Raw genomic sequence first — 23,694 nt, forward strand, 5'->3', positions numbered from 1 at the left:
CAGAGTAAAAGCACGGGCTGCCTGTTTTGCAGAGAAACAGCGGGCGGCACAACATCAGATGGCCGCCCGACTCACTGACCGGCTTTTACCCTGTTCGATCAGGCGTCCTGGTTGTCAGCGGCAGAACCGTTGACAGGAACATGGACGTCAACCACATTCGGCTCCGGATGTCCGGTCAGCTTCGCCAGAACGCTGCCCAGTTTGGCGCGCATGTCCGGACGACGTACGATCATATCAATCGCACCTTTCTCGATCAGGAACTCACTGCGCTGGAAGCCCGGCGGCAGTTTTTCACGTACGGTTTGCTCGATAACACGTGGACCGGCGAAACCGATCAATGCTTTCGGCTCAGCGACGTTAATGTCACCCAACATCGCCAGACTGGCTGACACACCGCCCATGGTTGGGTCTGTCAGTACAGAAATGTACGGCAGGCCGCGCTCCTGTAATTTCGCCAATGCTGCACTGGTTTTCGCCATCTGCATCAGCGACATTAGCGCTTCCTGCATACGTGCGCCGCCACTGGCAGAGAAACACACCAGAGGACAGTTATCTTCCAGCGCCTGTTCGACGGCACGTACGAAACGCGCACCCACAACAGAAGCCATTGAACCGCCCATGAAAGCAAATTCAAAAGATGCCACCACAATTGGCATACCGTACAGGGTGCCTTTCATGACGATCAGTGCATCTTTTTCGTTGGTTTCTTTCTGAGCAGCCACCAGACGATCTTTATATTTCTTGGAATCTTTAAACTTCAGAACATCTTTAGGCTCAAGCTCGCTGCCTAATTCAACCTCACTGCCCTCGTCCATGAAAGTGGACAGACGCATACGCGCGGTAAGGCGCATATGGTGGTCGCACTTAGGGCACACCATGAGGTTGCGCTCAAGCTCGGCGCGGTAAAGAACCTGCCCGCAGCTGTCGCATTTAGTCCAGACGCCCTCAGGAATGCTTGCCTTACGGGTTTGCGAGTCAGTGCTCTTACTAAGAATTCGTTCAATCCAGCTCATCGATAACCTTTCTGTTTGAACCCGGCCGAAGCCAGTCCGCTGTTCATGCTGTAACAAGTCCCCTGAAACCTACCCAAAATCGCCTGTGTGCGGGGTGATAAAAAATCTCACACACCGCGCCACAGAAGGGTTGTTCGCAGGAACAGACCATAAATTGTCGCTCATTAAACCATAACGGCCAGACACTGTGGATAAAAAACTGGTCTTACCCTCAGGTTTAATGCCTTAAATTTTAAAGCGCTCGCACAAAAAATCGTCAGAGATTAATCCTGCTGACGCTTTTCTTTCGCCGCTGCGCGTTTGTGCCGCCAGATTTCAACCACACCTGGCAGGATTGACACTACGATGATAGCGACGATCAGTAATTTCAGATTTTCCTGAACAATCGGCAGATCGCCAAAAAGGTAGCCAGCATAGGTAAATAACAGCACCCAAACCAGCGCACCAATCACGTTATACGCAGCGAAATGACGGTAGGACATATGTCCCATACCGGCCACGAACGGCGCAAACGTGCGGACGATCGGCACGAAGCGCGCAAGAATAATCGTTTTGCCGCCATGTTTCTCGTAAAACTTGTGCGTCTTGTCCAAATAACTGCGACGAAAAATCTTTGAGTCCGGATTACTGAACAGACGTTCACCAAATACCCGACCGATAGTGTAATTCACCGCATCACCCACGATTGCCGCAATCGCCATCAGTGCGACCATCACGTGAACATTGAGATCATTGCTGGGTAATGCCGCCAGCGCACCCGCCACAAACAGCAGCGAATCCCCCGGCAGGAACGGCGTGACCACCAGACCCGTTTCGCAGAATAAAATCAGGAATAAAATGCCGTATACCCAGATGCCATACTGCGCAACCAGTTCCGCTAAATGCACATCAATATGCAAAATGAAATCAATGACAAAGTGAATAAAGCCCATTAGATCCTCAACCTCTTCCTGGTCAAAAACGCTGTATTGATAAACGTTAATGCGATAAACGTTAAAAGTGTCCCTTAATCTTCCAGGAACAGTGGCCCCATATTCACCTGAGGTAATGCAAATTTCTCAGGATAATCAACAGACACCAGATACAAACCTTCAGGCTTGCCCGTCGCCGCCGCGAGATTACGATCTTTCGCCGCCAGCAATTCTGACATCCAGCCCACAGGCTGATTGCCCGCACCAATCTCAACCAGACTGCCGACAATATTGCGCACCATATGATGCACAAAGGCATTCGCTTTGATGTCCACCACCACGTAATTACCGTGACGGCTGACGTTGAGATGCATGACATAACGCCACGGCGTACGCGACTGGCATTGAGATGCGCGGAAAGACGTGAAATCGTTTTCGCCCAGTAACGCCTGCCCGGCCAGCTGCATTTTTTCCACGTCCAGCGGCATATGCACATGGGTCACGCCAGTGTGCAAAATCGCTGAACGGTAGCGGTTATTGTAAATAACGTAACGATACCGGCGGGCGGTGGCACTGAAACGGGCGTGGAAATCCTCGCTCACGTTTGCGCACCAGCGAACCGCAATGTCCTTTGGCAGATGGGTATTTACACCCATCGTCCAGGCGGCATCTTTACGCAGAACCGGCGTATCAAAATGCACCACCTGTCCGGTGGCACTGACACCGGCGTCAGTTCGCCCGGCGCAGAACACCACAATCGGCGTATTGGCCACACGGCTCAGCGCTTTTTCCAGACATTCCTGCACACTGGCCGCGCCCTGCTGACGCTGCCAGCCAAAATACGCGCTGCCATTATATTCAACGCCTAACGCCACACGTCCGGCGACCGGAGCCGCACCGACGTCAGCGATAACTTCATCGGACATAATCAGTACCAGTACTCGTTAATCAGCTTCTCGGCGGTTTCCACCGCCATCAGCGCGCCGCCGAAACGAACGTTGTCAGCCACTGACCAGAATTGCAGCAACTCAGGAATGCCGTAATCATTACGAATACAACCAATGCTCAGATTGGCGTTGCCGGAGGCGTCGCTGACCTGAGTCGGGAAATCATCTTCATCGCTGAGATTAATGTCATCAATGCGCTCAAGTTCAGCACGTGCTTCTTCCGCCGACAGCGGACGCAGACCTTCGAGATGCACCACCTGCGCGTGACCGTAGAATACCGGCGACTGCACACAGCTGACGGAAATCGGCAGACCCTCGTCCTGCAACACTTTACGTACCTGATCAACCAGACGACGTTCCTGATGCACGCTGCCCTCTTCATCGCTCACCAGCGGTAAAAGGTTGAAAGCCAGCTGCTTGCTGAAAATACCTTCTTCTGCCGGAATACCGTTCAGCAGACGCGCGCTCTGACCGGCCAGATCGTCAACCGCGGCTTTACCCAGCGCTGAAACGGAAAGCAGAGAAGTAACGTGCAGACGGGACAAACCGGCCTGTTCGGTCAGCGGTTTAATGGCAGTCAGCAACTGGCTGGTCAGGCTGTCAGCCACGGCCACGATGTTGCGGTTGCGATAATGCGACAGCGCATCCGGATTCACACCCGGCACCACCAGAGGAATGTCGTGTTCAAGGGAGAACAGACCGCTGCTGTCGATCACCAGACAGCCCTGATTTGCCGCTTCTTCGGCGTAAAGCGCAGAGGCTTCAGAACCGGCAACAAAAAATGCCAGCTGAACCTGCGACCAGTCGAATTCAGACGCCTGCTGCACGCGCAGGCTTTTACCGTTAAAACGCACGGTCTGACCGGCGCTGCGCTCACTTGCCAGCGGGAAGAGCTCACCAACCGGGAACTGACGATCAGCCAATAATTCCAGTAACGCATCACCGACTGCGCCCGTTGCGCCAAGCAGCGCAATATTCCAGCCATCAGACATGTTGGTATTCTCCAGAAATAAAAGTACAAAATACAAAGGGGCGATGAATATTCACCGCCCGGCTATTCAAAATATTTATCGCATCACTGCAGATGAAAAAGCGTAAGGCTGAGTTAAGTCGTCGCTCAACTCAACCTAACTGGCTGTTGAAACCCAGTTTTTTCAGCACATCAGCGGTGGCTGCATCGTCGCAAATCACCCGTAAAGATGACCACTCACGACGTTCTTCATAGAACTTACGCAGCTTGTCGAATTCACCCGGTTTCCCGGCGACACGGCGCAAAGGCCGGTCATCGCGGCGCACATCATACACTAAGTGAATAAGACGCAGCAGTTTGGCTTCGCTCAGTGCGCCACTCAGCGTCACTTCGGCAAATTCCGGCGCCGGAAGTAAGGATTCCAGCGGCACGGTTTGTGGCTGACCGATAAACTGGCTGAATGCTTCAAACACCTGCGTGGTGCCGCGCGCTTTGCCTTCCAGGCTGTAACCGGCAATATGAGCGGTGCCAATGGCGACTTTATCCAGCAGCGCCAGCGATAAATCTGGTTCAGGTTCCCAGACATCCAGCACGGCGGTCAGTTTTTTATTGCCGCTCAGCGCATCGAGCAGTGCCGCGTTATCCACCACTTCGCCGCGACAGGCGTTGATCAGAATGCGATCCGCGGGCAGACGCGCCAGCAAATCCGCATCCACCAGATGATGCGTCGCATAAGGGCCGGACATATTCAGCGGCGTATGGAAAGTCAGGATATCCGCTTCTGCCACCAGTTTTTCCAGCGGCCAGAACTCACCTGCATCGCCACGGTCAGCACGCGGCGGATCGCACAATAACGTGCGCACACCCAGCGCTTCGAGGCGGGCATTCAGGCGTGATCCCACGTTACCGACGCCGATAATTCCGACCGTTTTGTCGCGCAGCTGGAAACCGTCGCGCTGGGCAAGGATCAGCAAAGATGAGAAAACATATTCCACAACGGCAATGGCATTACAGCCCGGCGCCGCAGAGAAACCAATTCCTGCGCTGGCCAGCCATGCATCATCAACGTGATCGGTGCCCGCGGTGGCGGTCCCAACAAATTTCACCGGTTTTCCCGCCAGCAAACTCTCGTTCACTTTCGTCACAGAACGCACCATCAGCGCATCGGCATCATTCAGGGCGTCTTGCGGGATGGGACGGCCGGGAACGGCCTGCACGTTCCCCAGTCGGCTAAAAAGCTCGACGGCATACGGCATATTTTCATCAACCAGGATTTTCACGTTTGTCTCCGGCAGCATGGCCTAAAGAAAGAATAGAAAATAAAGAGGGCATTGATTTTGCCACGATACGGGGGCAGATCCCAACTTTCAGGGCACAGCTTTACCTGTCGTTACGAAAACGCTGCGGCGTCGTGCCGGAAATCTGCTGGAACATGGCGATAAACGCCGAAGACGAGCTGTAACCCAGATCGAGCGAGACGTCGTGCACCGTTTTACCCTGCTCGAGCAGAGAGATCGAATGCAGAAAACGCAACCGCTGACGCCACTGTGCAAAGCTCATCCCCAGTTCCTGCTGACAGCGCCGCGAGAGAGTGCGTTCGGTGGTATAGACCTGCTTTGCCCATTGTGCCAGCGACGTATTATCCGCCGGGTTTTTCTCCAGCGCATTCAGAACCGGTGCCAGCAGCTTATTTTCGGACGTCGGTAAATAGGTATTCTGTCGCGGTGCCAGACTGATTTGATCCAGCAAAACGCGGCACATGCGCAGGTCCGCTTCAGTTTGCGGCTCCGTCATATTTCGCGAGAAACAATCATCGGCAATGGCATTAAAAATGGCCGTCGGTGTCAGCAGGCAAGGCTCAGCGGGCAAATCCGTATCGAGTTCCGGCGCAATATCGATGGCACAAAAACGCGTGGTCTTGCGGTTATAGCTTGAATGCTCAACCCCGGCAGGTACCCAGATGGCGAATTCACGCGGAGCCAGATAGCGCTGGCCGTTGACCAGCATGGCGAGAACGCCGGATTTCACGCAAATAATCTGGCTCCACGGATGTGAATGACGCACATATTCGGAATTCCCTTCCACAATCTCGCCGCGAAAAAGCAGCGTGACCGGCATTTTCTCGGGCAGTGGCGGATAATAACGGGGAGGCGCTGTACGGGGAGAAAGCATAAAAACCTTTTGTCTGTGACGCGCGCGAGGGTTGTCTGAATTGCGCGATGTGTTGTCTGATTATCGTTATATCGAAGAAATAAGACAACCGTACACTAGCGTGACGATTTACTCAGGGATAATAATCAATGAATGCGCTGTTTCCTCTTTTTGCTGTACTCATCTGGTCGCTGAATGCGGTGGTGAGTAAAGCCTCGGCTTCCGCGATCGATCCGGCGGCCATTTCGTTCTACCGCTGGCTGCTGGCTTTAGTGACGCTCACCCCATTTGTGCTGCCCGGCCTGCTGCGTAACCTGCAAGCGGTAAAACAATACTGGTGGAAACTGCTGATCCTCGGTCTTCTGGGTATGGTGCTGTACCAGAGTCTGGCGTATTACGCCGCCCACAGCGTCAGCGCGCTGTTTATGGGGATCCTCAATTCGCTGATCCCATTGCTGACCGTGCTGATTGGTCTGGTGGTGCTGCGCATCGTCCCTACCGTCGGCGTCGCACTGGGCAGTATTATTTCACTCGGCGGCTTATTGTGGCTGGTGAGTGCGGGTGATCCATCGCAGCTGTTGCAGCACGGCATCGGCAAGGGAGAACTGATGATGTTCGCCGCGTCTGCGTCTTATGCGTTGTACGGCGTATTAACCAAGCGCTGGGCGATACCGCTGCCGAACTGGCAATCGTTGTATGTGCAGATCATTTTCGGCGTGTTGCTGCTGTTGCCCAACTTCCTGCTCGCCAGTGATGTCAGCCTGAACGCACATAATATTCCGCTGGTGCTGTTCGCCGGGATCCCGGCGTCGATTATTGCGCCCTTCCTGTGGATCCAGGGCGTTATCCGACTTGGTGCCAATAAAGCGTCTATTTTCATGAACCTGTCGCCAATTTTCACGGCGGTGATCGCCGTGCTGTTCCTGCACGAACAGCTGCACAGCTATCATCTGATCGGCGGTGGTATCACGCTTGCCGGTGTGATCCTCGCGCAGCGTTTACGTAAACCGCTTTACTCCCGCAAGCCGCCTGCGGCACAAAAAGACCTCGGTTAAACCATTGCGCCATCCGGAAAAAGGATGGCGTTTCTTTCTGCTTTTCGCTTTCGCGCCCCGCAATACGTTTTCGCCCGCTGTTTTAAGCAACAATATCTTCAGGAATCTCCGCCAGTCAGCTTTTCACGGTGTCGGTGAAAACACTTTGCAGGTATGATGAGGCGCTTCCGCGCTCTGCGCCGTACTTGTTACTTTTAACCTGAGTTTATTAACCTTAAGTTTAAGTGACGTTTTTAATTTCCAGCGAAGGACGGTGATATGCAACCTTTGAGCGGCCCGGGTATGCCGGTTGGCGACAACAGAACACAACCACAGGGTCAAACCGTTCCTGCAAAAACAGGCGCTGAGCTGCCATTAACACCGGTACAGCGCACGACGCTGGAAAAACTGATCGTCAAGCTCATGGCACTGATGCCGGTCAAATCCGCTGAAATCTGGGCCAGCCTGCGCCACGAGCTTTCGCTGCCGCATGGCGCAGAAATCACCTCACAGCAGTTCCCGCAGGCTGAAAGCCTGTTACAGGGAAAGCTGACTCAGGCGCAGGACAGCCACGCCTCGCGCCAGCTGATGGTGCAACTGACCGAACTGTTGCCGCAGGGCAATAACCGTCAGGCAGTCAGTGATTTTATCCGCCAGAATTTCGGGCACACCGTACTGAGCCAGCTGACGCATTCGCAGCTGCAACAGGTGCTGGACCTGATCCAGACCCGTCAGATGAATATCCCGCAACCGCAGCAGACGCCGGTCACAGACCGTCCTTTACTGCCTGCCGAGCACAACAGCCTGCAGCAGCTGGTAACCCGTCTCAGTGCAGCGACCGGCGAAGCACCGGTCAAAGTCTGGCAAACGCTGTTTACACTGGTGGGCGTTAAAGTCGGTGAACCTATCCCGGCAAAACATTTCCAGGTGCTGAGCCAGTTCTTGCAGGTGAAAGCCTCACTCAGCCAGCAGACCACGGCCCCGACGCTGACCACGCTGCTCAGCGTGCTCAAGCAACCGGCCAGTACGCATGAAATCCATCAGCTGACCGAATATGCCGATAACCGCTTCAGTGCGACGTTGTCTACACCGCTCAATCAGGCGCAGATCAGCGATCTGATCGGTGTGCTGTTCAGCCAGCGTGTTGATCGTTCACCGCGTGCGCACGAGACCGACGATGTATTCACGACCGTTTCGCGCATCGATCCGCAGCCGATCATGAATCCGCTGATCGCTATGTTGCCGCCTTCCATGCAGGCGATTGGCGGCAAACCGCTGCTGTTTATTGCGTTCGTGGTCGTCGTGATCCTGCTGTGGATCGTGTTTTAAACGCAGCCGCAATCATCAGGGGCCTGTGCCTTTGAATAGTTTCCGCGTTCTTCACCTGTCGCCAGCGGGTGCTGATCGCGGATCCAAAAATCCAGCCCGCCAATCATTTCCTTCACCCTGAATCCCAGCGTCGCCAGTTTGTACGCGCCCTGTGTTGAACCGTTGCATCCGATCCCGTCGCAATACGTCACATACACCTGCCTTTTACTGAGTTCGCGGGTGCTTTCTGCCGTCATCAGTTTATGCGGAAAGCTGACCGCACCCGGTACATGACCGCGCGCATAATGTTCAGCAGAACGGGTATCAATAACCACAATCCCGCTGACTTCATTTTGCAAATCCGCAGCGACATCAGCAGCATCGGTATAAAAACTGAGTTTCGACAACAGATAAGCCGCGCTGATTTCCGGCGACGGGGGTGCAAAACCCAAAACATAAGACTCTTGTTGCATAAACGCTTCCTCATAAGGTGATGGGACTAAAAACAGTTCCATCATCGCTGTTTTTGGTCTTATGATTAATGCCAATTCCTGATCAACAATAAGACCGATTATGCCCGCGTCCCCTCTGCCATCCGCACTGATTACGCTTTTCGAAAACACGGCAGCCACAGCGTCAGGAACCCCCGCGGGTTTACGCGACAGGCTGTGTGCAGCGTTGCGTCAGGCAATAAATACCGGCGCTTTAGCTGGCGGAGCACGTCTGCCCTCTTCCCGGATGCTGGCGGCCGACCTCAAACTGTCACGCGTCACCGTGGAAGCCGCTTATGCACAAGTTGAAGCCGAGGGATATTTACAACGTCAGACCGGCAGGGGCACTTTCGTCAGCGCATCGCTGCCGGACACTCGCGTGTCGCGCAAAAACAAAACCGCCACTTCGGGGCTTTCAAGGCTTTCAGCACGGGGACACAACATGGTGGCTACCGGCGGATGCCGTGATCCGCTGTCACCGGTTCCCTTCGCCGCCGGTTCCCCTGATCTGCGTGCTTTTCCGCTGAAGATCTGGAAGCAAATCACCGCCAGACAGTTACGGGCGCAGGGCGAACGGTTACTGGGGTATGGCGATCCGCAGGGGTATCAGCCTCTGCGTGAGGCGGTCGCCAGCTATCTGCAGCAATCGCGGGGCGTTTTGTGCAGCCCTGAACAAATCCTCATTACTACCAGTTCGCAGCAGGCACTCCAGCTGCTGGCCATGTTGCTTGTCGATCCAGGTGATACTGTCTGGCTGGAACAACCCGGATACTTAGGCGCACGAAACGCCTTTGCCAGCGCAGGAGCCGACATTCGCGCTATTCATGTTGATAGTCAGGGAATGGCGCCGGAACCAGATTTACCCGTACCGCGCCTGATCTATCTGACGCCGTCGCATCATTATCCGACGGGTGTAAGTCTGAGTTTGCCACGGCGTCTGCACCTGCTCGATTATGCAAAACGTCACGCCAGCTGGATTATAGAAGACGATTACGACAGCGAATTGCATTACGACGCGCGACCACTGCCTGCCATGCAAGGGCTGGATAAACATCAGCAGGTCATTTATCTCGGCACTTTCTCAAAAGTATTATTCCCGTCTTTGCGGCTGGCCTACGTTGTATTACCGCCGGCCCTCGTTGCGCCAATGGTGACACTGCGCACGGTGAATGACGGCCATTCTTCGCAGCTGATGCAGGCCGTTACTGCGGAATTTATGCAGGCCGGACATTTCGCCTCGCACCTGCGTTTCACCCGCCAGCTTTACCACAGCCGCCGTGATCATCTGCTTGACCAAATCAGGCAGAAAGTTGAATGGCTCCGTCCGCAAATAGCGGCGGGCGGATTACAACTCGCTGCCCGTCTTCCTGCCGGACAGGAACAGTATTTCAGCGAACTTGCCGCGCGGGCTGGCATTGAAACACCGCGTCTTTCACCGTTATTTTTCGGTAATACCGGCCAGCACCAGGACGGCTGGCTGCTGGGGTTTTCAGCATTAACGCCTGCTGAAATCACCGCTGCCGTAAACCGTCTGGCCTCGCTAAAAGTGGCCGTTATTTAGCGAAAAGCGCCAGCAAAAACCAACCCGCAACACCGCTGAATAGCAGGAACGGGAAGGAATAATAGTGAAATCTGAGCCAGATCTTTTTGTCATTCGCCATGCGCAGCGCGATGAGATTTGCCAGCGACCCGATCGCCAGCCCGAACCCCCCCGCATTCACGGCGTAGGCCAGCAATGCGCCGGAAGGCAGATAGTTGATCATCAAAATCGTCGCCGGTACGTTGCTGATCACCTGAGAAAGTCCGATGCTGAGCAGATAATGCGCGTAATCCGGCAGGCCGTGGATCTGCGCAAATGCTGGCTGTAGAACCGGTAAGCCTACAATCAGGCGCACATCGATAAACATCACGATGAAAACCAAAATCAGCGGCCAGTCAATGCGCAGCAGAACCCCGCGTGCCAGCAGCAGGAAACATACAACCACCGCCAGCAAGCCATACAGCGCCAGCCCCAGATCCACACAGGCGATAAACACTACGTACAACGCCACGCAGCAAACCAGTAATCGTTTCTGGAACGGGTAGCCCTGATTGCTCTCCAGCTTTTTCAGGCTGTGTGAAGGAAAACAGAACCAGGTGACCGCCAGCAGCGCGACCAGCGTGATCAACGCCAGCGGTGCCATCTGCCCGATGAAATGCAAAAACGATAAACCGGACTTATTCCATAACAGGATGTTTTGCGGATTGCCTATCGGTGTGAGCAGCGAACCGGCATTCACCGCCAGTGCTTCAAATATGATCAACCGCGTCACCGGCAACGACGTCATTTTTTTCAGTGTGATCGTCAGCGGAATAACGATAAACAACGCCACATCGTTGGTCATAAACGTGGAAAGCACCGCCGCCGCCATCACCAGAAACAGCGCCAACCTGCGTTCATTATCAATGGCGTTGATCATCTTGCGGCCAACAAAATCAAAATAGCCGCTGACCTCAACGCCTTTGGTCAGCATCAGTAATCCCAGCAATGTGACGATGGTGTCCCAGTCAACAAACTGCGGGAACTGAAATATTTTTGCAGGCTGAAACAGGGTCAGTGCGATACCCAGCACAATCAGCAGATGCAAAAATCTGTCCCGTAAAAAAGGTTTCAATACAGTGCCAAACGCCGCTATCAACATGGTTATTCTTCGCTGAACAAGATGCGCTGACGTTACCCGAAGAATCCAACCTCTGCCACTGCAAAAATGATTTCTCCGCGACATCGCGCAAAAAAAACGAGGCTCATACAGAGCCCCGTCATGATGTTGCGGCACGTCCCGCAAATTGTTTATGTCACGTCACGTCCGCGCAGGTTTAACCGACAGCAGACTGGACTTTCACTGCACGCCTGTTTCTCTGCCAGCGGAAAACATCTATCAGCAGAAAAATCACCAGACTCGCCCCCATCACCGGCAGGGAAATCGCCAGCCCGAGAGTGATGACAAAAATCGGGCATTGCAGACTGAACGGCACGGTTCTCCAGGTTTGTAACAGCGTAACAGCCGGATTACTGGCGTCATTACTGACCGTTCTGCGCAGCCACCACAGACGATATCCCCAGGCAATCATCACGCAAAGCCCGATTCCAAAAATCACCAGAATGGCCTGATTCCAGATACCGAAGAGAATCCCCATATGCGCATCCACACCCCAGCGGGTCAGTTTGGCGAGCAGAGGAAAATCAGCAAAACGGGTGTGATCGACAATCTGCATCGAACGGGGGTCGACTGAAACCGCATCAACCTGCGTCGGCCAGCTGCGGTCCACTTCCGTCACCGTCCAGGCTTTACCGGCTGAATAAGCCGGGCGAATTTCGATTTTATGCGCCTCAATCCCCGAATCACGCGCCGCCTGAACAACGGCATCAAAAGCCGGAGAAGAAACTGTTACAGCCTGCGGCACAGCAGGCATTGCGTGTTCTGACATGTTCATTCCCGGCATATCAGGCATGTCTGCCATTTGCGCATGATGCTCCGCATGTTCATCGGCCGGTACAGCCTCTGCCAGCGGATCCAGACTGGTTTTCACGGCAGGCGTCATCCAGCCCATATAAGCGCGCAGTACGCCAATATTGTCTCCAGCCCATTGTGACCACGTCAGACCGGTAGCGGAGAAGAACAGCAAGCCCGCCAGTAATATCAGGCCGAGCGAGCTGTGCCAGCGGCGGCTGTGCTGCTGTTTCTCGATTTTCTCACTCAGCTTGCGCGGCGTACGGGATTTGCGGCTGGTCAGCCAGAGGACGACTCCGCCAAGCGCGGCAACCCATAGCCATGAAGCGGCGAGTTCGCTGTAAATGCGCCCTGCATCGCCCAGCAACAGGCCACGATGTAAATCATCCAGCCAGGTACGGAAAGGCAAAATACCGCTGGTGCCGTACACCGTCATGTCGCCTTTCACCGCCAGCGTGATGGGATCGATAAAAATCGCACGGCTTTTGGATGCCCCGAGTTGCGGATCAGAAAACATCACCCGCGTCGTTTCCCCCTCGAACGGTGCCGGTCTGACCGCATAAATCTTTTTATCCTGACCGGTTACGTTTAGCGCCGCATCAATCTGTCGCGAAAGGGGCTGTGGTTCGCCCTGTGAGGACGTAAAGAGCGCATCAGAGTAGAGATAATTTTCGAACTGAGGGGTCAGCACATATAACGTGCCGGTCAGTGCCGCGATAAAAATGAACGGGCCCACGAACAGGCCAATGTAAAAATGCACACGGCGCAGCAACGCCATAAAGGCCGCTTGCGCAGGCATTTTTTTACCCGCGCCGGAAGGCAGGTTTGCAGGTTGATTCATAAATCTGATTTCCTGAATTTCAAATAGCACGCCGTCAACAGCGATAAAAATCGCGGTTGACTTGAAAGAAATTATTCAGAGGCTGTTACAGAAAAACAGGTGGTGCGCGGGGTTGGGAATCCGTGAAGAACAGTGAAGGGATCAGACGTTGTATGACAGCGCGCGGTGGGGCACGGCTGGAGAAATCCAGCGACCACAGCATCGGCATGGCCTGTAAATCGAGCATCGGTAAATGCACCAGCAGCACGCAATAACCGCACGCGGCATCGCTCATGTCACCGGAAAGCATCGCTTTCACCGCATCCTGCGGCGCTGATTTACAGGTTTGCTTCTGACAATGTTCCATAGATGAGACGTGATGGTCTGACAACGCCATGTCAGCCATCTCTGCGTCCGGCATATCCATGTCCATATCGGACATCATCATGCCGGGCATCATCATATGCTGCGCACCCTCAGCCACCAGTGATTTGGAAATCACCGGCGCAATAAACAACATCAGGATCGCCACAATTCCGAGCCAGGCCGGAACATGCAGATGTCGATGATGGAGGTGTCTGAGTGAGAGCATTATGTCAACAAGGTGAAAATAAGAAGCGGCGAAATTGTACCTGAATTGTTGAGAAACATATCCAAAATCATTCGAGTTGCATCAAGGCGGCGAGAGAATGAATCCTCAGGAGCTTACAAAAGTAAATGACTGAGGTGAATGAACGAAGCCAACGCAGAGGCGGTTCGAAGGATGACAGATGTAAAAAAGCCCGCTCGGAAGCAGGCTTTTATTCAGACATGAACGACGGGAATTATTTGTCGTTTTTCAGCTTACGCATGACCAGCGTGGCGTTGGTGCCGCCGAAGCCGAAGCTGTTAGACATCACTGTCGTCAGCTCGCGCTGAGTCGGTTTAGTGATGATGTCCATGCCTTCTGCCTGCTCATCGAGATTATCGATGTTGATGCTTGGCGCGATGAAGCCGTGTTCAGCCATCAGCAAGGTGTAAATGGCTTCCTGAACGCCAGCGGCACCCAGAGAGTGACCGGTCATGGCTTTGGTAGAAGACAGCGCCGGGGTTTTATCGCCGAACACTTCACGGATAGCACCCAGTTCTTTCACGTCGCCGACCGGAGTGGAAGTTCCGTGCACGTTAACGTAATCGATTGGGGTATCCACGCCGTTCATTGCCATTTTCATGCAACGCACTGCGCCTTCGCCAGATGGAGCCACCATGTCTGCGCCGTCAGACGTTGCGCCGTAGCCAACGATTTCTGCGTAGATGTGTGCGCCACGTGCCAGAGCATGTTCCAGCTCTTCGACAACAACCATACCGCCGCCGCCTGCGATAACGAAACCGTCACGCGCTTTGTCGTAGGTACGGGAAGCTTTGTCTGGTGTTTCGTTGTAGCTGGTGGACAGTGCGCCCATCGCGTCGAATTCACACGCCATTTCCCAGCACAGTTCTTCACCGCCGCCTGCAAACACAACGTCCTGTTTGCCCAGCTGAATCATTTCTACCGCGTTACCGATGCAGTGTGCAGAGGTGGCGCAGGCAGAACTGATGGAATAGTTCACACCGCGAATTTTGAACGGCGTCGCGAGGCAGGCAGAAACGCCGGAGGCCATCGCTTTGGTCACCATGTAGGGACCCACGCCGCGCAGGCCTTTGGCACGCATACCGTCGGAACCCGCAACCTGGTTGCGTGGTGAACCGCCGCCGGAACCTGCAATCAGGCCGGTACGTTCGTTGGAGACCATTTCAGAGGTCAGACCGGAGTCTTCAATCGCCTGTTGCATGGACAGGTAAGCGTAGATCGAGGCATCACTCATGAAACGCACAATCTTACGATCGATAAGGCCTGCGGTGTCTAATTTGACATCACCCCAGACGTGACTACGCATCCCGGCATCTTTCAGCTCTTGCGAGAAGGTGATCCCAGAGCGACCTTCCTGCAGAGATGCAAGAACTTCCTGCTTGTTGTTACCGATGCTCGAGATGATACCCAGGCCAGTAATCACTGCACGTTTCATTTAATACCTCTTGTACTATTCACCATTTGGGATTTCGTCACGCACTCTAGCGTACAGTTGTACGCCGAACAAGTCCGATCAGCAATTCCTTGTGTAAATCGTGGTAAATTTGCGCAGGGTCAAACGCAGCGTTAAACTCCGGCATCGCCTTGAACTGAGAGAGTTTCACGTGAGCCATAACCCGATCACGCCCGCCGAATTAAGCTGGAACGAACAGGGTACACCTGTTTCCCGACATTTTGATGACGTCTATTTTTCCAACCAGAACGGCCTGCTGGAAACCCGTCATGTTTTTCTCAACGGCAACCATTTTCCGGCGCGTTTTGCCGCGCACCCTCGCCCGCTGTGTATCATCGCGGAGACCGGTTTTGGCACCGGTCTGAACTTTCTGTCGCTGTGGCAGGCCTTCGATGCGTTTCACGCCGAAAACCCTGACGCCACGCTGCAACGTCTGCATTTCATCAGTTACGAAAAATTCCCGCTGTCTGCCCGTGATCTCGCGACAGCGCACACGCAGTGGCCCGAAATCGCTGCGTATTCCGCACAGCTTTGCGAACAATGGCCGATGGCCTTCTCCGGCTGCCATCGCCTGCTGCTGGCGGGCGGACGAGTCACGCTCGATCTGTGGTTCGGCGATGTGACTACCCTGCTGCCCGCATGTGACACCAGTATGAATCAGCAGGTCGATGCCTGGTTTCTTGACGGCTTCGCGCCTTCCAAAAACCCCGACATGTGGACCGAAGACTTATTCCGTTCGATGGCGATAATGACCCGTCCGCAAGGCACCTTCGCGACATTTACCGTGGCCGGTTTCGTGCGCCGCGGATTGCAGGACGCAGGTTTTGACATCAGCAAGGTGCCGGGATTCGGCGAAAAGCGGCATATGTTAGCCGGTGTGCTGCCGGCAAAAATTGATGTACCGCATCCCGCGCCGTGGTATGTGCGTCCCGCAGCAAAAAATGCCACAGAATTCGCGGTGTCAGGCGGCGGTGTTGCCAGCGCCGTGTTATCGCTGGCGCTGCTTCGGCGTGGATACGCGGTCACGCTGTATTGCGCCGATGAAAAACCAGCACTCGGCGCTTCCGGCAACCGTCAGGGCGCGGTTTATCCACTGCTCAATGGTCGTGGTGATACGCTGGAAAACTTCTTTGCTCACGCTTTCACCTTCGCCCGCCGTCAGTATGCGCAGCTTGAAAAACGGGATGTGCCTTTCGATCACGGCTGGAGCGGCGTGACGCAACTCGGTTATGACGAAAAAAGTCAGGGCAAAATCGACGGGATCCTCAAAGGCGGCTGGCCGGAAGAACTGGCAAAAGGACTGAGCGAAGAAGACGTTGAAGCGTTGTGCGGATTACCGTGCGGCAGCGGCGGCATCACCTATCCGCTCGGCGCCTGGCTGTGCCCGGCCGAACTGACCGCCTCACTGATTTCGCTTGCCGAAACGCAAGGCTTAACCGTGCATTATGGTCAGCGTGTGACCGCATTAGAATCTGACGGCGATTCAAAGTGGACGCTGACCTTTGCCAGCGGGCACACAACCTGTCATCAGGCTGTCGTCCTGGCGAACGGCGCGGATATTACGGATTTCAGCCAGACGGAAAAACTGCCGGTTTACGCGGTCAGCGGTCAGGTTTCGCATATTCCAACCACACCGGCGCTGAGCAAACTGAAGCAGGTGCTGTGTTACGACGGCTATATGACGCCGGTCAGCCCGCAAAATCAGCATCATTGCATCGGTGCAAGCTATCACCGCGCAGACAAATGCACGGATTACCGCGACGACGATCAGCAGGAAAACCGCCAGCGTCTGATCAGCTGTCTGCCGGAACAGCAATGGCCGCATGACGTGGATGTCAGTGAAGGTGAAGCGCGTAACGGTGTGCGTTGTGCGACGCGGGATCACCTGCCGATGATCGGCTCCGTATCGGATTACGATGCGTTACTGGAAAGTTATAAAAAGCTGGATCTGGATGTTAAGCGCCATCGCCCCATTGCAGAAGCGCCGGTCTATGAAAACTTGTTCCTGTTTGGTGCGCTGGGCTCGCGCGGGCTAAGTTCCGCGCCGCTGGGTGCAGAAATACTGGCCGCGCAGATTGCCGGTGAACCGATACCTATGGACAGCGAAACGCTGGCAGCATTGAACCCGAACCGCATGTGGGTCAGAAAGCTGCTGAAAGGCCGCCCGGTCGAATCGCATTAATCCGCCCCTTCTCAGACAATAAAAAAGCGCAGCCGGTTAATCCGTCGCTGCGCTTTTTTTTAATGAAGAGAGATTACTGAGGGAGAGATGCCTGATACAGATTTTCCCACATCCCCTGCACCAGAAGCTGATCGCGCGGCGAAAGTTCGCCGGCTCTGATGGCTTTGTCCAGACCATCCTGAACACGGATTTTCAACGCTTCAGCGGTGTGTTCACCGTTCTCTTCCGCTTCTGCCACGGCGACAGTCAGGTGGCCTCGCAGATAGCCACTGGCAAATAACTCATCGTCGCTGGCGCTTTCGACCATATCGTCGATCAGCGTTAAAATCCGCGTTTCAAATTCTGCGATCATTACTCTTCCTCTCGTGTTCAGTTCTTATTCGATCGGCTGCAATGCAGGGAAATCTGCAGGCGTCAAAGGGGCCGTATTGTAAAACGATTGTAACGCTTTAATAAAGCGCGCCGGTCTTTCAGGGATGCCCTGCTCCAGCATACGCAACACTTCTTCACGGACTTTATTCTGGAAACCCACGCGGTCCGGCTCGCAATCGCCGCTCAGGTTGTCACAACTGACGTTGAAATTAAAACCCGCCGCCGCGCAGAACAGCCATTCGTAAGATTGTGGTTTGATTTCCACTTTCTCAAATTCACTTTGCGTTTGTGCGTCACGACCGTCCGGGCAATACCAGTAGCCGAAATCCACCAGTTTATGGCGCTCAGCACCGGCCACGCACCAGTGAGAAATTTCATGCATGCCGCTGGCGTAATAACCGTGTGCGAACACAATGCGGTTAAACGGTTCTTGTTCATCAGCAGGCAGATAGATCGGTTCGTCGTCGCCTTTCACTAAGCGAACGTTGAATTCCTCAAAAAAGCAGGAATCAAAAATGTCGATCAATTGATGATAGTTATGTGTTGCAGTCGAATCAGACATAATTGCAGTGAAACTCGTTAAAGTAAGATCAGGGGCGACAATATACCCCTGTTTAAACGCGTGTTTTCATGACTTCGGGCAAGCATTCTGCTGCTCCGGACATTATAAATGCAGGCTTAACCACTGATGAATTTCGGCACCATGATTGTCGTAAATCAGCTTGCAGCTCATGACGACGGAAACAGCGACCACCATCGGGCGGATCATCTTCTGACCCTTACTGAGTACCATACGTGCGCCCAGTCGTGCGCCGATAAACTGTCCGGCGGCCATGACAAATCCCAGCACCCAAATCACTTTGCCGCCCAGTATAAAGAAGATCAGGCCGCCCAGGTTTGAAGTGAAATTCAGGACTTTCGCATGTGCCGTGGCTTTTGCCAGGTTAAACCCGCATAACGTCACGAAGGCCAGCGCGTAGAAAGAACCGGCACCGGGACCAAAAAATCCATCATAGAAACCAACACAACCGCCGCCCACCAGCGCATACGGCAATGCGTTTAGGCGTCTTGCCCGGTCACTTTCACCCAGCCGTGGCGTCAGTAAAAAATATAAACCGATGCAGATGATCAGCAGCGGTAGCACCTGACGCAACATGTCAGCGCGAAGGTGCTGGATAAGGATCGCACCAATCACCGAACCGACAAAGGTACAGGCAATATTCAGCTTCTGATCGTTAAGATCCACCACACCACGCCGCACAAAGTACAGGCTGGCAGAAAAGGATCCGCCTATAGACGATAGCTTATTGGTCGCAATCGCCTGAGCTGGCGGAACCCCCGCCGCGAGCAGCGCTGGCAGGCTGATCAGCCCGCCACCACCCGCGATGGAATCAATGAAACCGGCAAACAGTGCAACGAAAAATAAAACCACTAAAACCCACGGGGCAACAATCAACCAGTCCATTTTTCTGTCAGCTCGCTATGCGTGGCGAAGAGTAAGTGAAACCTGTTAAAGAACGTGTTTATCCAGCAGCGCCTGACATGAAGGCGGCAACGGAGGCGGCTCTTTTTTCACAGAGGTTCCTCTGCCCGGTTTCGGCGGCAGGAACCAGCTTTGCAGCTCAGCGCCACAACCATCACCCGGAGGTGGCGGTGCCTGATTCTCACACTCAAGATTACCGACCGGACAACGCAGGCGAACGTGCATGTGCGCGCGATGACCAAACCACGGACGCACTTTATGCAGCCACTCACGATCCGTTCCGGCATCCAGACATAATTGCTGTTTGATGGCCGGATTGACGAAGATCCGCACGACGTCTTTATCCTGCGCGGCCATTTTGATCAGCGTTTCAATCCGTGGCTGCCACTGGCTCTTCACAATGGATTTACCGTTAGCACTGACCAGATCGATAGGCTGCGGTTTGAGCAGCATCTGCTCGCTCCAGCGCTGGCGCGGCAGTTGCAGCCAGATATCCACATCCAGCCCTGACTGATGGCTGGCGTGACCGCTGCTGAAACGACCACCGGCTGGCATCGCCATATCACCGACCAGCATAGTACCCAGGCCTTTTTGCTGCGCCTGCGTGCCGAGACGGGTAATAAAGGCCAGTAAATCCGGCTGGCCGAAATAACGGCGCTGATCGGTGCGCATGACCTGATAAGCCGGCGAGTTCAGCGGCAATGGCTGAGCGCCAACCTGACAACCATTGGCATAGCTGCCGATCGCTTCAGGCGTGCCTGCGACAGGGTGGGTGATTTTCTGCCACGGCGTTGCTGCCATCGCAGGTGCGCAAAGCGCCAGCGCCAGAAGACCGGCGCTGACGGCTTTTATCGCTGCAAATGTGCGTAAGGTTTTCATCAATGAATTACCAGCGTGGCACGGAAGAATGAACGTCGCCATTCTGGGCGCGCTGACGCAATAAGTGATCCATCAGCACGATCGCCATCATCGCTTCGGCAATTGGCACGGCGCGGATACCCACGCAAGGATCATGACGACCTTTGGTAATCATCTCGACCTGCTCACCTTCACGGTTGATCGTGCGTCCCGGAACGGTAATGCTGGAGGTAGGTTTCAGCGCAAGATGAGCAACAACCGGCTGACCGCTGCTGATCCCGCCAAGAATGCCGCCTGCGTGGTTGCTTTCGAAACCGTTCGGTGTGATTTCATCACGGTTTTCACTGCCGCGTTTATTCACCACCGCAAAGCCGTCACCGATTTCCACGCCTTTCACCGCATTGATGCTCATCAGCGCGTGCGCCAGATCGGCATCCAGACGGTCAAACACCGGCTCGCCAAGACCGACCGGCACGTGATCTGCCACGACGGTGATTTTAGCGCCGATGGAATCGCCTTCTTTTTTCAGCGCACGCATCAGTTCATCCAGCGCTTCCAGCTTGCTTTCATCCGGACAGAAGAATGGGTTGGTTTCGACCAAATCCCAGTCTTTCAGTTCACAGGTGATATCGCCCATCTGGGACATATAACCGCGCACTTTAACGCCAAATTTTTCCACCAGATATTTCTTGGCAACCGCGCCAGCAGCAACACGCATCGCGGTTTCACGGGCAGAAGAACGACCGCCGCCTCGATAATCGCGCACGCCGTATTTTTGTTCGTAGGTGTAATCCGCATGTCCCGGACGGAACACGTCTTTGATCGCGCTGTAATCCTGAGAACGCTGATCGGTATTCTGGATAATCAGACCGATGCTGGTGCCGGTGGTCACGCCTTCAAAAACGCCGGAAAGAATTTTTACTTCATCGGCTTCGCGGCGCTGCGTGGTGTAACGCGAGGTGCCCGGACGACGACGGTCGAGATCGTGTTGCAGGTCTGCTTCGGTCAGCGCAATACCCGGCGGCACGCCGTCAATAATACAGCCCAGTGCCACACCGTGGGATTCGCCAAAAGTAGTGACGCGGAAAAACTGCCCAATACTGTTCCCTGCCATCACGGCTCCTTAACCATTATGTTGATTGTTTTCTGAATGACCGGTGATGAACCGGCCATTATTTTTTAGTCGATCAATCGCAATTTTTTGATCAGTCGCGGTACGCTTTGAAATGTTCAGCGCAATCTATCAGCTGCTGCCTGGTCAGCATGAATACGCCGTCGCCACCGTTTTCAAATTCCAGCCAGGTGAACGGAATATCAGGATACTGGTCCATCAGATGCACCATGCTGTTGCCCACTTCACATACCAGCACGCCGTTATCGGTCAGGTAATCCGGCGCACAGGACAGAATGCGGCGGGTGAGTTTCAGGCCATCGCTGCCGGAAGCCAGACCCAGTACAGGCTCGTGGCGATATTCCTGCGGCAGGTCAGACATATCTTCTTCATCCACATACGGCGGATTGGTCACAATCAGGTCGTACTGCAACGCAGGCAATTCGCGGAACAGGTCAGAGCGAATTGGGGTCACCCAGTTCTCGATGCCGTGCGTGTCGATATTGCGCTCGGCCACTGCCAGCGCGTCGGCAGAAATATCTACCGCATCCACTTCGGTTTCCGGGAACGCGTAAGCGCAGGCGATAGCGATACAGCCGCTGCCGGTACACATATCGAGAATGTGCTGCGGTTTATCCTGCAGGATCCCGGCGAAGCGGTTGTTGATAAGTTCACCAATCGGAGAACGCGGCACCAGCACGCGTTCATCGACATAAAACTCCATGTCGCAGAACCAGGCTTTATTGGTCAGATAAGCGACCGGTACGCGTTCGTTAACACGGCGGATCACGCGCTCAACGATGCGGTGGCGCTCGCTGGAAGTCAGACGCGCGGTGTGCATATCTTCAGGAATGTCGAGCGGCAAAAACACGCTTGGCAAAACCAGCTGCACTGCTTCGTCCCACGGGTTATCGGTGCCGTGACCGTAATAGACATTGGCCGCGTTCAGGCGGCTGACGGTCCAGCGCAGCATATCCTGAATGGTATGCAGTTCACTGACAGCTTCGTCGACGAAAATTTTGTCCAATTTTATTCTCCAGGCAGTGCACGGGTTTTTAACAGACGTTTAACCCATTATTTGCCGCATAGTTTGCCACGAAGCCCGCCACAAATCAGCAGCTAGTCAACGCACTTGCGCGATGTCTCGAAGAATTTAACCCTGAGTTTTCTTTAAACCGCAGGGCGACGGAAGGTACACTGTGTGGATTGAGCGAAAATGACGATGAAATGATGAAGAAAAAGCACCTGCTCAGCCCGGAAGAAACGGCGTTATTCCGCGAGGCTGTACCGGGCGTCAAGCGCCTGAAAAACGATACAATTACGCACCGCCCGCCGCGAAAAAAAGTGGCAGAACTGTCACCTAAAAAGCTGATTCAGGAGCAGGTGGACGCGAGTTATTATTTTTCTGATGAATTCCAGCCGATGTTGCAGGAAGAAGGTCCGGTTCGCCATATCCGGCCAGACGTCAGTCATTTTGAATTGAAAAAATTACGCCGCGGGGATTATTCGCCCGAGCTGTTCCTCGATTTACACGGCTTAACGCAGAAAGAAGCCAAGCAGGAATTAGGTGCGCTGATCGCCGCCTGCCGCCGCGAGCACGTCCATTGCGCCTGCGTGATGCACGGTCACGGCAAACATATTCTCAAGCAACAAACCCCGCTATGGCTGGCGCAGCATCCTGACGTCGAAGCCTTCCACCAGGCGCCGAAAGAACTCGGTGGCACCGCCGCCCTGCTGGTGCTGGTGGAACTGGATGACAAAATCAGCTGACCCATTCCCACCTTCAGAAACGAGAAAGGCACAGCCAAAGCTGTGCCTTTCTTTTGTCTGTCGCTGAACTGTCTGTCTCAGAACAGACCCCCTAAATAATTCGGATTGCAGCAAGGCGGCAAGTGAACGCATCCCCGGGAGCATAGATAACTATGTGACCGGGGAAAGTGAGCGCAGCCAACGCATCTGCAATGCGAAGTATGACGGGGATTATACTTTGGCCATCACCTGGCATGGGCTAAACTGCCAGTCAAAGCTGCCCTGCCCGGTTTCACCGTTTAACTCGATGCTGGCCATGGCTGACGTGGCGAACATCGGCGGGCAAACGCCAGGACAGAGTTCTGCAACCAGATAACCGACCAGCGGCAGGTGAGACACCACCAGCACGGCACTGACGCCGGTCAGCGCCAGATGTTGCAGTTCACTGGCGACCAGAGCAGGATCACCGCCCGGCGTCAGTTCCTTGAGAATATCAATTTCTACGTTTTCAGGCAGAGACAGACACTGGCGAACTTTTTCAAGCGTCTGCTGCGCACGCAGATACGGACTGACCAGAACACGATCAATTTTAACGCCACGACCATTCAGCCAGGCCGCCATATGTACTGATTCGTCACATCCGCATTCGCTTAACGGGCGAACTGAGTCGCTTGCAGCTTCGAGAACTGCATCACCGTGACGCATAATTACAACTTGCATATTGCACCGCTTTTGTTAAC

The 23,694-nt window shown here is 54.3% G+C and carries 23 protein-coding genes; 5 read left to right on the plus strand and 18 right to left on the minus strand.

The window, feature by feature from the left end:
- Window positions 1-98: 98 nt before the first annotated feature.
- The 6 genes from accD to CKQ54_RS18350 all read right to left on the minus strand — a co-directional run bounded on the left by accD (window position 99) and on the right by CKQ54_RS18350 (window position 6,013).
- Window positions 99-1,013 carry an acetyl-CoA carboxylase, carboxyltransferase subunit beta gene (gene accD, locus CKQ54_RS18325; protein WP_113877028.1) on the minus strand — a complete coding sequence of 305 codons (915 nt, stop codon included), beginning with the start codon at window positions 1,011-1,013 and terminating at the stop codon, window positions 99-101.
- Between the two features lie 263 nt (window positions 1,014-1,276).
- Window positions 1,277-1,945 (minus strand): DedA family protein, encoded by a 669-nt coding sequence (locus CKQ54_RS18330; RefSeq protein WP_112287108.1) that lies wholly within the window; start codon window positions 1,943-1,945, stop codon window positions 1,277-1,279.
- Between the two features lie 74 nt (window positions 1,946-2,019).
- Window positions 2,020-2,850, minus strand: a complete 831-nt coding sequence (truA, locus tag CKQ54_RS18335; RefSeq protein WP_113877026.1) for a tRNA pseudouridine(38-40) synthase TruA — start codon at window positions 2,848-2,850, stop codon at window positions 2,020-2,022.
- A gap of 2 nt (window positions 2,851-2,852) precedes the next feature.
- A complete protein-coding gene (locus CKQ54_RS18340; RefSeq protein ID WP_120162082.1) occupies window positions 2,853-3,863 on the minus strand; it encodes an aspartate-semialdehyde dehydrogenase in 1,011 nt (336 codons plus the stop codon).
- Window positions 3,864-3,993: 130 nt separating this feature from the next.
- The gene (pdxB, locus tag CKQ54_RS18345) at window positions 3,994-5,121 is read right to left on the minus strand and encodes a 4-phosphoerythronate dehydrogenase PdxB (protein WP_113877024.1); all 1,128 of its coding nucleotides are present in this window, start codon (window positions 5,119-5,121) and stop codon (window positions 3,994-3,996) included.
- A 100-nt stretch (window positions 5,122-5,221) separates the two neighbouring features.
- A complete protein-coding gene (locus CKQ54_RS18350) occupies window positions 5,222-6,013 on the minus strand; it encodes an AraC family transcriptional regulator (protein ID WP_112287112.1) in 792 nt (263 codons plus the stop codon).
- Window positions 6,014-6,141: 128 nt separating this feature from the next.
- Here CKQ54_RS18350 and CKQ54_RS18355 point away from each other — a divergent pair, with 128 nt between their 5' ends.
- Together CKQ54_RS18355 and flk are read left to right on the plus strand one after the other, a co-directional pair.
- Entirely contained in the window at window positions 6,142-7,047 is a 906-nt protein-coding gene (locus CKQ54_RS18355; RefSeq protein ID WP_120162083.1) for a DMT family transporter, read from the plus strand.
- A 258-nt stretch (window positions 7,048-7,305) separates the two neighbouring features.
- The gene (gene flk, locus CKQ54_RS18360) at window positions 7,306-8,355 is read left to right on the plus strand and encodes a flagella biosynthesis regulator Flk (RefSeq protein ID WP_120162084.1); all 1,050 of its coding nucleotides are present in this window, start codon (window positions 7,306-7,308) and stop codon (window positions 8,353-8,355) included.
- On the opposite strand, the gene CKQ54_RS18365 is transcribed toward flk, so the two are convergent.
- Window positions 8,352-8,807, minus strand: coding sequence for a rhodanese-like domain-containing protein (locus CKQ54_RS18365; RefSeq protein ID WP_120162085.1), 456 nt, complete (start codon window positions 8,805-8,807; stop codon window positions 8,352-8,354). The two genes, flk and CKQ54_RS18365, sit on opposite strands and share 4 nt — an antisense overlap.
- Window positions 8,808-8,907: 100 nt before the next feature.
- On the opposite strand from CKQ54_RS18365, the gene pdxR reads away from it, so the two are divergent.
- Window positions 8,908-10,386: a MocR-like pyridoxine biosynthesis transcription factor PdxR gene (pdxR, locus tag CKQ54_RS18370; RefSeq protein ID WP_167459646.1), complete on the plus strand. Its 1,479-nt coding sequence runs from the start codon at window positions 8,908-8,910 to the stop codon at window positions 10,384-10,386.
- Here pdxR and CKQ54_RS18375 read toward each other — a convergent pair.
- The 4 genes from CKQ54_RS18375 to fabB all read right to left on the minus strand — a co-directional run bounded on the left by CKQ54_RS18375 (window position 10,379) and on the right by fabB (window position 15,181).
- The gene (locus CKQ54_RS18375) at window positions 10,379-11,506 is read right to left on the minus strand and encodes an SLC13 family permease (RefSeq protein WP_120162086.1); all 1,128 of its coding nucleotides are present in this window, start codon (window positions 11,504-11,506) and stop codon (window positions 10,379-10,381) included. The two genes, pdxR and CKQ54_RS18375, sit on opposite strands and share 8 nt — an antisense overlap.
- A gap of 175 nt (window positions 11,507-11,681) precedes the next feature.
- Window positions 11,682-13,157: a PepSY-associated TM helix domain-containing protein gene (locus tag CKQ54_RS18380; protein ID WP_120162087.1), complete on the minus strand. Its 1,476-nt coding sequence runs from the start codon at window positions 13,155-13,157 to the stop codon at window positions 11,682-11,684.
- Between the two features lie 85 nt (window positions 13,158-13,242).
- Complete coding sequence (locus tag CKQ54_RS18385) at window positions 13,243-13,728, minus strand: DUF2946 domain-containing protein (protein WP_113877018.1); 486 nt, start codon at window positions 13,726-13,728, stop codon at window positions 13,243-13,245.
- A 232-nt stretch (window positions 13,729-13,960) separates the two neighbouring features.
- A complete protein-coding gene (fabB, locus tag CKQ54_RS18390) occupies window positions 13,961-15,181 on the minus strand; it encodes a beta-ketoacyl-ACP synthase I (protein ID WP_120162088.1) in 1,221 nt (406 codons plus the stop codon).
- Between the two features lie 169 nt (window positions 15,182-15,350).
- Between fabB and mnmC the strand changes: the two genes are divergently transcribed.
- Entirely contained in the window at window positions 15,351-17,381 is a 2,031-nt protein-coding gene (gene mnmC, locus CKQ54_RS18395) for a bifunctional tRNA (5-methylaminomethyl-2-thiouridine)(34)-methyltransferase MnmC2/FAD-dependent 5-carboxymethylaminomethyl-2-thiouridine(34) oxidoreductase MnmC1 (protein WP_120162089.1), read from the plus strand.
- Window positions 17,382-17,454: 73 nt separating this feature from the next.
- On the opposite strand, the gene CKQ54_RS18400 is transcribed toward mnmC, so the two are convergent.
- The 6 genes from CKQ54_RS18400 to prmB form a co-directional block, all read right to left on the minus strand.
- Window positions 17,455-17,733: a YfcL family protein gene (locus tag CKQ54_RS18400; RefSeq protein ID WP_112287122.1), complete on the minus strand. Its 279-nt coding sequence runs from the start codon at window positions 17,731-17,733 to the stop codon at window positions 17,455-17,457.
- A gap of 24 nt (window positions 17,734-17,757) precedes the next feature.
- Complete coding sequence (locus tag CKQ54_RS18405) at window positions 17,758-18,315, minus strand: elongation factor P hydroxylase (protein ID WP_113877016.1); 558 nt, start codon at window positions 18,313-18,315, stop codon at window positions 17,758-17,760.
- A gap of 102 nt (window positions 18,316-18,417) precedes the next feature.
- A complete protein-coding gene (locus CKQ54_RS18410; protein ID WP_113877015.1) occupies window positions 18,418-19,218 on the minus strand; it encodes a sulfite exporter TauE/SafE family protein in 801 nt (266 codons plus the stop codon).
- Window positions 19,219-19,263: 45 nt separating this feature from the next.
- Window positions 19,264-20,037 (minus strand): penicillin-insensitive murein endopeptidase, encoded by a 774-nt coding sequence (mepA, locus tag CKQ54_RS18415; RefSeq protein WP_425272815.1) that lies wholly within the window; start codon window positions 20,035-20,037, stop codon window positions 19,264-19,266.
- Window positions 20,038-20,122: 85 nt separating this feature from the next.
- Entirely contained in the window at window positions 20,123-21,208 is a 1,086-nt protein-coding gene (gene aroC / locus CKQ54_RS18420) for a chorismate synthase (RefSeq protein ID WP_120162091.1), read from the minus strand.
- Between the two features lie 91 nt (window positions 21,209-21,299).
- Window positions 21,300-22,232 carry a 50S ribosomal protein L3 N(5)-glutamine methyltransferase gene (gene prmB, locus CKQ54_RS18425; RefSeq protein ID WP_113877013.1) on the minus strand — a complete coding sequence of 311 codons (933 nt, stop codon included), beginning with the start codon at window positions 22,230-22,232 and terminating at the stop codon, window positions 21,300-21,302.
- A 203-nt stretch (window positions 22,233-22,435) separates the two neighbouring features.
- Here prmB and smrB point away from each other — a divergent pair, with 203 nt between their 5' ends.
- Window positions 22,436-22,975, plus strand: a complete 540-nt coding sequence (gene smrB, locus CKQ54_RS18430) for an endonuclease SmrB (protein WP_120162104.1) — start codon at window positions 22,436-22,438, stop codon at window positions 22,973-22,975.
- A gap of 210 nt (window positions 22,976-23,185) precedes the next feature.
- Here smrB and sixA read toward each other — a convergent pair whose 3' ends face one another.
- Window positions 23,186-23,674 carry a phosphohistidine phosphatase SixA gene (gene sixA / locus CKQ54_RS18435; protein ID WP_112287128.1) on the minus strand — a complete coding sequence of 163 codons (489 nt, stop codon included), beginning with the start codon at window positions 23,672-23,674 and terminating at the stop codon, window positions 23,186-23,188.
- Between the last annotated feature and the right edge of the window lie 20 nt (window positions 23,675-23,694).

It is taken from the genome of Rahnella variigena (assembly GCF_003610915.1).
Classification (GTDB): Bacteria; Pseudomonadota; Gammaproteobacteria; order Enterobacterales; family Enterobacteriaceae; genus Rahnella; species Rahnella variigena.